7 protein-coding genes are annotated in these 7716 nt (G+C 58.0%); 3 read left to right on the top strand and 4 right to left on the bottom strand.

Annotated features, from left to right (window positions below):
* The 3 genes from BFW87_RS23350 to BFW87_RS31685 all read left to right on the top strand — a co-directional run.
* A partial coding sequence (locus tag BFW87_RS23350) for an RHS repeat-associated core domain-containing protein (protein WP_139372482.1) occupies window positions 1-2973 on the top strand: 2973 nt, incomplete at its 5' end.
* The gene (locus BFW87_RS23345; RefSeq protein ID WP_139372481.1) at window positions 2930-3343 is read left to right on the top strand and encodes a hypothetical protein; all 414 of its coding nucleotides are present in this window, start codon (window positions 2930-2932) and stop codon (window positions 3341-3343) included. The genes BFW87_RS23350 and BFW87_RS23345, both read left to right, overlap by 44 nt.
* Window positions 3344-3436: 93 nt before the next feature.
* Entirely contained in the window at window positions 3437-3820 is a 384-nt protein-coding gene (locus tag BFW87_RS31685; protein WP_139372480.1) for a hypothetical protein, read from the top strand.
* A 91-nt stretch (window positions 3821-3911) separates the two neighbouring features.
* Here the strand turns inward: BFW87_RS31685 and BFW87_RS23340 are convergent, their stop codons facing one another.
* The 4 genes from BFW87_RS23340 to BFW87_RS23325 all read right to left on the bottom strand — a co-directional run bounded on the left by BFW87_RS23340 (window position 3912) and on the right by BFW87_RS23325 (window position 7715).
* A complete protein-coding gene (locus BFW87_RS23340; RefSeq protein ID WP_078742071.1) occupies window positions 3912-5447 on the bottom strand; it encodes a sodium:solute symporter family protein in 1536 nt (511 codons plus the stop codon).
* Window positions 5447-5698, bottom strand: a complete 252-nt coding sequence (locus tag BFW87_RS23335) for a hypothetical protein (RefSeq protein WP_078742070.1) — start codon at window positions 5696-5698, stop codon at window positions 5447-5449. Before BFW87_RS23335 ends, BFW87_RS23340 begins: the two co-directional genes overlap by 1 nt.
* Window positions 5699-5826: 128 nt before the next feature.
* The gene (locus BFW87_RS23330) at window positions 5827-6762 is read right to left on the bottom strand and encodes a choline kinase family protein (protein ID WP_078742069.1); all 936 of its coding nucleotides are present in this window, start codon (window positions 6760-6762) and stop codon (window positions 5827-5829) included.
* On the bottom strand, window positions 6759-7715 hold the full coding sequence (locus tag BFW87_RS23325; RefSeq protein WP_078742068.1) for an aminoglycoside phosphotransferase family protein: 957 nt from the start codon (window positions 7713-7715) through the stop codon (window positions 6759-6761). The genes BFW87_RS23330 and BFW87_RS23325 overlap by 4 nt, the downstream gene beginning before the upstream one ends.
* Window position 7716: the final 1 nt, after the last annotated feature.

Here is a 7716-nt window from a genome sequence, read left to right as displayed (position 1 = left end):
CGCATTGTTGCGGTGGATTACCAGGTTCATCGCGCGGAGGGACCAGGACCGTTTGTCTGGGCCACAGAGCAGAACGTTGTTTCCTACGCCTATGACGGAAATGGACGACTGATCTCAGCGACCAACGCCGTAGGTGAAAGCGAGGTTTACCGGTACGACGACCAGCACGTCATTCTTGAGCGTCAGTTGGCCGGTGGGGCGAGTTTCTTTTGGGAGTGGGAACGGTCTGGCAAAGCGGCACGCTGTGTTCGGCACTGGGCCAGCTTCTCGCAGATGGACACGCGGTATGCCTGGGGTGAGGACGGCCACGTCACGGTTCACAACGCTGACGGCAGCAAGGAAGTTTACGTACACGATCAACGTGCGCGACTGGTGCAGCGGATTGATCCGGACGGCGCTGAACACTTCAAATCCTACGACGACAAGGGCCGGCTGACGGTTGAGCAGGATCCGCTGGGGGCGGTGACGGCGTATCAGTACGACGAAGCCGGGCGGTTGGTGGCGCTGTTTTCCGGGGAGGATGAGCCGACTTCCTACGAGCACGACAACGGATTCGTAAGCGTTGTGCGCCGGGGTCAGGCGGTCTGGAAGTACGAGCGCAATGATCAGGGCGACATCACCCGCAAGACTGAGCCCGACGGTAGCGTCACGGAATACAGCTACAGCAAACATGGATTATTGACCGCCGCTTTTTTCCCGGACCACAGCTGTCATCGCCTGATCTGGAATGAACGCGGCCAGCTCATCAAGGAGCAACTGCCGAATGGGTGTGAACGCCGTTATCGCTATGACGATCTCGGCCGGCAGGTAACTCGCGAAGACGAGCGAGGGGAGCTGACGCTATACCGATGGGACGCCGTTGGGCGCTTGCTGAAACTCACCCAGCCGGGCGGTACCACGCGGGAATACAACTACAACCCCTACGGAAAAATTACCGCTGAACGTGATGAACTGGACCGCGTCACGCGCTATGAATATGCCGACGGGCTGCACCTGATCAGCCGTCGAATCAATGCTGACGGCAGCCAGGTCAAATACCGCTACGACAACGCACGATTGTTGCTGACCGAGATCGAGAACGAGGTCGGCGAGACCTATCAACTGGATTACCACCCCAACGGCCTGATCCAGCAAGAAATTGCTTTTGACGGCCAACGCACCGCCTACCTCTACGACCTCAACGGCAACCTTCAGGAAAAGACCGAACACGGCGACGATGGCAGTCAGCTAACCACCCGCTACACGCGAGACCATGCCGGACGCCTTGTAAGAAAAACCCTCCCCGATGGCAAAACTGTCGATTACGCCTACGACCGCCAGGGCAATCTCCTCGGCGTCAACGACGGCCACTGGGCGCTGGCCTACGAATACGACCAGCAAAACCGCCTAATCGCTGAACATCAAGGCTGGGGCACCCTGCGCTATGGCTACGACGCCTGCGGCCAACTGAAAAACCTGCGCCTGCCAGACAACAACCGACTCATCTTCAACCACAAAAAAGGTGGCCACCTCCAAACAGTTGAATTGAACGGCAGCGTCCTGACTACCCACACATTCGAAGCCGGCCGGGAACACCAGCGAGGCCAGGGCAAACTCCTCAGCAGCTACCAATATGACAGCCACGGGCGCCTGTTCAACCACGGCATCTGCGACATCGAGGGCGCCCTCTACCGCCGCCACTACACCTACGACAAAACCGGCAACCTCACCCGCCTGCTCGACACCCGCAAAGGCGACCACCTCTATCAATACGACCCCCTCGCCCGCCTGACCCGCGCGGATCACTCGCAAGACGAACAGGAGCGCTTCAGCCACACGCCGGCGGGCAATGTGCTGATGCACGACCGGCCGGGGCCGGACATCGTGGCGGGAAACCGCTTGGCGATTCAGGGCGATCATCATTACGACTACGACGCCTTTGGCAATCTGATCCGGGAACGGCGCGGTCGTGAACATCGGTTAATCACCGAATATCGCTACGACTGCCAACATCGGTTGATCGGCATCACCCGACCAGACGGGAAAACCGCAAGCTATCGCTACGATCCGTTTGGCAGACGCATCAGCAAAACGGTCGATGGCAAAACCACCGAGTTTTTCTGGCAAGGCGACAAACTGATCGCCGAACACCACGCCGATCGCCATCGCAGCTACCTCTACGAACCCGATAGCTTCCGCCCGCTGGCCCTGCTGGATGGCTTTGGTCCAAAAGACACCAAGCCCTACCACTACCAACTCGACCACCTTGGTACCCCGCAGGAACTCACCAGCCCTGACGGTGAACTCGTCTGGTCCGCGCATTACAAGGCCTACGGCAAAATCAGCCGGTTGGACGTAGGCAAAATCGACAATCCGCTGCGCTTTCAGGGTCAGTACTTCGATCAGGAAAGTGGCCTGCACTACAACCGGCATCGGTACTACAATCCTGATGTTGGTCGTTACCTGACGCCGGATCCGATGAAGCTGGCGGGTGGGATCAATGCGTACCAGTACGTGCCAAATCCTACGGGGTGGGTGGATCCACTGGGCCTAAGTACGTGCCCGGGGGAAAACGGATGTAAACCGGACGCGGCAGTTGATGGAACGACAGAAAAAGCTAAGGCCTATGAAAACGAACCGTTCGTACCGTCGGCCTCCCGGCGCCCGACCGACTTCGGATCTGAAGAAAAACTAGCCAACCATTACGAAAAACATGGAGCAGAATTCAAATCCAAGACCAGTCATGAGTATTTACTCACAGCGCGGCATGTGGTGGATAAAGGAATACCCGTCCACTACTCTTACAGAGGCGGCCCAAGAACAGGATATGTCTTACTCTTAGGCTCAAATAGATCAGGACAAGCCAAATTTGCTTTTGCCGGAACCAACCAAGACCGTCAGATCACGACACTGCACACCAAGAGTGGAAAAGATTTTTGGAGGACAATCAATGGCAACGCAGCTGACAAAACCATCAGACCTCATACCGAGTGACTTAAAGAAAGCACGGGTAATGGCGATCAATGATTTAGTAGAGGAAGAGGTGACACTGCTCATCGACGAAACTATTGTGACATGCTTTGCTACTTACCTTCCCTACGAAATAGAAGTTGGGAACTCCTATACAGTCGAACTAACCTTGAATCTAGCTGATCACTATGAAATTCAAAAAAACCAACTAGAAGATTTTTCGGCAAGTAGAATAGGAAGCGGATTTTCTTATATTCTCTGCGGAAAGTTAAGCGACAACTTTTTTCAAACATTCACATGGTTAAGCGACGAAGGAATACACTACGACCACCCGGACATGAACGATTGCTTTATAAAATTAGTCATTGACAGAATCGACGTGACCTTTCACTAAAACCTCACAAAAACCTACCAATATTTATCAAAATAAACACACCAATTCAAACCGCCATGCCAAACGTGAAACCCTTTACCACCGAAAACCTAGATGAAAACACGCATAACACATAGACTTTCCGACCAAGACACATCGCATATAATATTCCAAACATCTTTTGGGATTGGAAAAACACAGTGGAGCGGCCCAGGTCTCAAAATGGGTGAACCATTGGATGTAGAGCTTGATCTGGATGAGATTTTTTCCTGGAATAGAAATATTTTCCCAACACATGAAGTCACTTCAAGAATAAGCATAGTGGGCAATTCCACTTACATAACAGCTGAGCTAGCACATTTAACTGGCGACGATTGCGCAGCATTAAAACTGGGCAACTCAATAATCCTGATTGAACTTGATAGCCCACTACCCCAACAATCAGGATTTGTTGAAATTAGAGCAACCACCATTCATCTCTACCCAACCAACGTTTGAGTTCCCATGTTCCGCCCTATTTCAGGACAGGTATCGTCTCTCCGAGCTTTTCTAAAGAAGCCGGGGCCACTCACCGCAGCCCCGACCCTCCTCAACTCATCACCGGCGCCCCTCCTCCTACCACCACCTCACCCCTACCCGCCGCCATCTCAAACAACCCCTCAACCCGTGCACTCTCCACCGCACTCGGCTTGATCACCACCGCACACACCACAAAAATCGCCGCATTCACCACCAACCCGACGATCCCGCTGGTCAACGACCCCAGCGCCGGAATGTCGTCCGGGTACAGTGTGGTCAACACGATCGCCACGACAATCCCCGCAAGCATCCCGCCGATGGCGCCTTCCTTGTTTCCGCGGCGGCTGAAGATGCCGAAGAACAACGGTACCGCCAGCTGAATAATCCCTTGGTAGGAAATCTGCGCCAGTAACTGCAGGCGAGCGTAATCAAAGGTCAGGTACGCCAATACCGAGGCCGCGACGATAAACACCACCATGCCTGCCTTGGCCAGCACGGTCAGTTGGCGGTCGGTGCGCGGGGTGTTCCAGGTGGCCAGGTCGTTGGCGAATTGGGTGCCGCAGACCTGCACGCAACCGTCGACGTGGCCGATGCTCGCGGCCAGCACGATGACGATGGCCAGGGCCAGCAGCCAGGGGCCGCCGATGTCGAACAGTGAGAGGAACCAGCCTTGCTGCGGGTGGGCCTGGACGTTGGGGTCCTGGCTGATGGCGGCGGCGAACAGCATGAGGATGCCGTAGAAACCACCGACCAGCAGCATGGTGTAGAGCGTGCCTTTTTTCACCGAGCGTACGCCGCTGGCGGTGTAGATGCGCTGGAAGCTCATCGGCCAGCACATTGAGCCGATCACGCCGGTGAAGATCAGGCTGAACATGTACATCGGGCCATAGCCGGTGCCGGCGCCGCCGGGGATCAGCAGCATTTTCTCCGGCAGGTGCGACAGGTTGGTGAACGCTGCCTGGTGGCCGAACAGCAGGAACACGCAGACCCCGGCGCAGACGACGTAGGCGATCAAACCCTGGTACATGTCGGTCATGATCAACCCGCGCATGCCCATGCTCACGGTCCAGTATTGGCGGATCAGCACCACGGCCACGCCGGCGAACAGGCAGGCGGTAACGCCCCAACGGCCGAAGCTGGCGAACTGGAACAGCATTGCCAACGCCTGGATGCCCATCACCACCCACGGGAACACCGAGATGATGCCGATGATCGAGGCCACGCGTTTGACCACCGGGCTGTTGAAGCGCATGCCGAGCAGGTCGGGCTGGGTACGCAGGTTGAAGCGTTTGCCCCAGGTCCAGGCGCGGCGGGCCATCAGGTACATGGCGGTGACGCCGAGGGTCGAATAGACCATGCCGTAGAACCCTAACGCGCCGCCGACGCTCAGGGCGAAAAACGCGGTGAAGGTCGAGCCCGGCCACCAGGAGTTGGTGTAACACATGGCGATGTACCACGGCCCGTAGGAACGTCCGCCTACGGCATAGTCGGAAAAGCTGGTGCTCTCGCGGTTGGTTGCATAGAGCACGGCGATCATCCCGGCCAGGAACAGCCCGATCACGCCGAAGGTAATAAACAGATGGGCATCGCTGCTGGTGCTGATCATCACACGCCCTCCTCGTCAGGAATCTCACCGGCCTTGAGCTCGACGACATACAGCGCCCACACCCCGAGGGCGGCGAGCACGGCGATGGCGATCCAGTAGAAGATCGGCAACGGAATGCCCAGGACCAAGGCGGCGCTGCCGCTGACGCTCAAATAGAACGGCGGGAACAGCGCAAGCATCAACAACAGGAAGAAGTAGGCGCCGAAGATCTGGTTTCTCAGGCGTGCGGGTGGCGCAGTATCGGACTTCATGACGGTGGCTCCTTGAATTTCTGGATCGGTTTGTTATGTGATCAATCAAAAATCAAGCAGTGAAACGTCGGCGCAAACGGGCGCCAAAGGTGTTGCCGGTGATTCGTCGTTATTGTGCTGGCGCAGGTTCAGGCCTGTCTTAGCCAGGTTTCCCATTGCGAATCGTTGATCACGCTGCGCGCGCGCATGTGCTTCCAGGCACCGTATTTGTAAAAATCGAAATCCAGTTGCGACACCGCGTGCTGGACCATCGCCCAGGTCGACCATTTGATGTCCGCCAGCGCTTTGTGCAGCTTGATCCGCGCCAGGCGTTGCGGCGTGACCTGGCCGAAGTAGTCCTCGATCAGCGCCAGCTCCATGTCGTCGGTGAAGAACATCTCGCCGAACCACAGCGCCAGCTCGTAATGCCGGTCGTTGTTGGAGGCATACTCAAAGTCCACCAGGCGAATTTGCCGCCGGTCATTGAGCATGAAGTTGCCCGCCAGGGTGTCGTTCATGCACGGCGCCAGGTCGATGCCGGACGCTTGCAACGCGCCGCGTGCACGGTCGCACTGACGGCGCAGCCAGGCGTCATCGGCGGGTGTGCAACCGTGCAGCTCTTCGACTTGACGCTGGTGCTCGGCGATCATGTCGAACACGGTTTTGGTCTGGCACAACGGCGATTGGTCGTTGAAGGCTTTCAGCGCGTGCAGGGCGTTGTGGCGCACGTCGCGGTCGAGAAAATCCTGGTTTGAGGAAGCGCGCCAGCCTTCCATAAACTCGAAAACTTCGACGCCGAACTCTTCCAGAAACGCGAACACCGGCGCGCCGTAGCCGGTTTGCGCAGCCTTGACGCTGGCATCATGGGCGGTTCGCCGGTCGATAAACATTTCAGTGCCCGCGCCCGGCACTTTGAAAAAATACGCCGTGTCGAGTCCGCTGACTTCCACGCGCCAGTTGGTGTTGGAAATCCCGCCGCTGACCGGCTCGTAGCGAATGCCCGAACCGCCCCAACCGGGCACACCGCGCACTGCCGCCTCCAGCTGGCACTCCTGGGGTGTACACCCCTCGCCCATGGTTTTCATGCCTGCCCCTCCTGCACCTGACGTAGCCAACTTTCAAATCGCGGGTCTTGCAGACTTTGCCGGCAGCGCAGCAAGGTCCATTGCCCGACCTTGGAAAACTCCAGGGGCCGCGCCGATGTCGCGCCGACCCACAGCCCCCACAAGGTCCAATACCAATCGTTGATCAGCCCGTAGAGACGGCAGCGCGCGTAATCGCTTTCGCGGCACTCGCCGGCCCACGCCTGGATGCCTGCGCGCCACTGGCTTTCGAAGGCGTACAACTCGTTGAGGCTGACCGCCACGTCGTACCAAGGGTCAAAACAGCCACCGTAGTCGAAGTCGATCAATTGCAGCGCGCCGCCAGGGCCGATCATCACGTTGCTTGCCACACCGTCCCCGTGCAGCGGCACCGAGGCGGCGGGGTTGAATTGCAGCGCGGTCCACGCCAGATCAATGCAAGTCTCGATCCAGGCGTGGTCAGCGGGCAGCGCCACGCCATCGCGGGCGCAGAGTTCACGCAGGTGCCGAATATCCTGCAGTGGCGAGCGGTTGAAGCCCGGTGAAGTGCCGACGTGCAACTGGCGCTTCAACGCCCATAGCGCTTGCAGCCGCTCAGGTTGCATCAACTCATCCAGCCGAGCCCAGCGCCATTCGGTGGCGGGCAAGGCGTCCAGCAGTAAAACCCCGGCGGCGGCGTCTACCAGGCGTACGCCGGGGGTCACATCGCAATCAGCCGCCATCTGGGTGGCGCGGCCGGTGCGCTCGATATCGATCAGTGCGCGCATGTCGTCATGCAGCACTTTGGCGTAGCACTGGCCCCACGGCGCACTGAGGTGAAAGCCGGTCCACTCGGTGGCCAGGCGCACTGGCGAGGCGATGCCTGCCGTGCCGTCTTCCACCACCACATGGGCAGACAAACCGGAGGATTCCAGCGCGCTCATCAGCCGCGACAGTGCTTGCGTTCGATTCGACATG

This window comes from Pseudomonas fluorescens, assembly GCF_002022275.1.
Lineage (GTDB): Bacteria > Pseudomonadota > Gammaproteobacteria > Pseudomonadales > Pseudomonadaceae > Aquipseudomonas > Aquipseudomonas fluorescens_AJ.
This window is presented reverse-complemented; position numbering and strand designations above follow the sequence as displayed.

What these genes read in the sequence shown, in the direction of transcription:
- BFW87_RS23345 (WP_139372481.1), top strand. Translation starts at nt 2,930, where the DNA reads ATGGCAACGCAGCTGACAAAACCATCAGACCTCATACCGAGTGACTTA.
- BFW87_RS31685 (WP_139372480.1), top strand. Translation starts at nt 3,437, where the DNA reads ATGAAAACACGCATAACACATAGACTTTCCGACCAAGACACATCGCAT.
- BFW87_RS23340 (WP_078742071.1), bottom strand. Translation starts at nt 5,447, where the DNA reads ATGATCAGCACCAGCAGCGATGCCCATCTGTTTATTACCTTCGGCGTG.
- BFW87_RS23335 (WP_078742070.1), bottom strand. Translation starts at nt 5,698, where the DNA reads ATGAAGTCCGATACTGCGCCACCCGCACGCCTGAGAAACCAGATCTTC.
- BFW87_RS23330 (WP_078742069.1), bottom strand. Translation starts at nt 6,762, where the DNA reads ATGAAAACCATGGGCGAGGGGTGTACACCCCAGGAGTGCCAGCTGGAG.
- BFW87_RS23325 (WP_078742068.1), bottom strand. Translation starts at nt 7,715, where the DNA reads ATGTCGAATCGAACGCAAGCACTGTCGCGGCTGATGAGCGCGCTGGAA.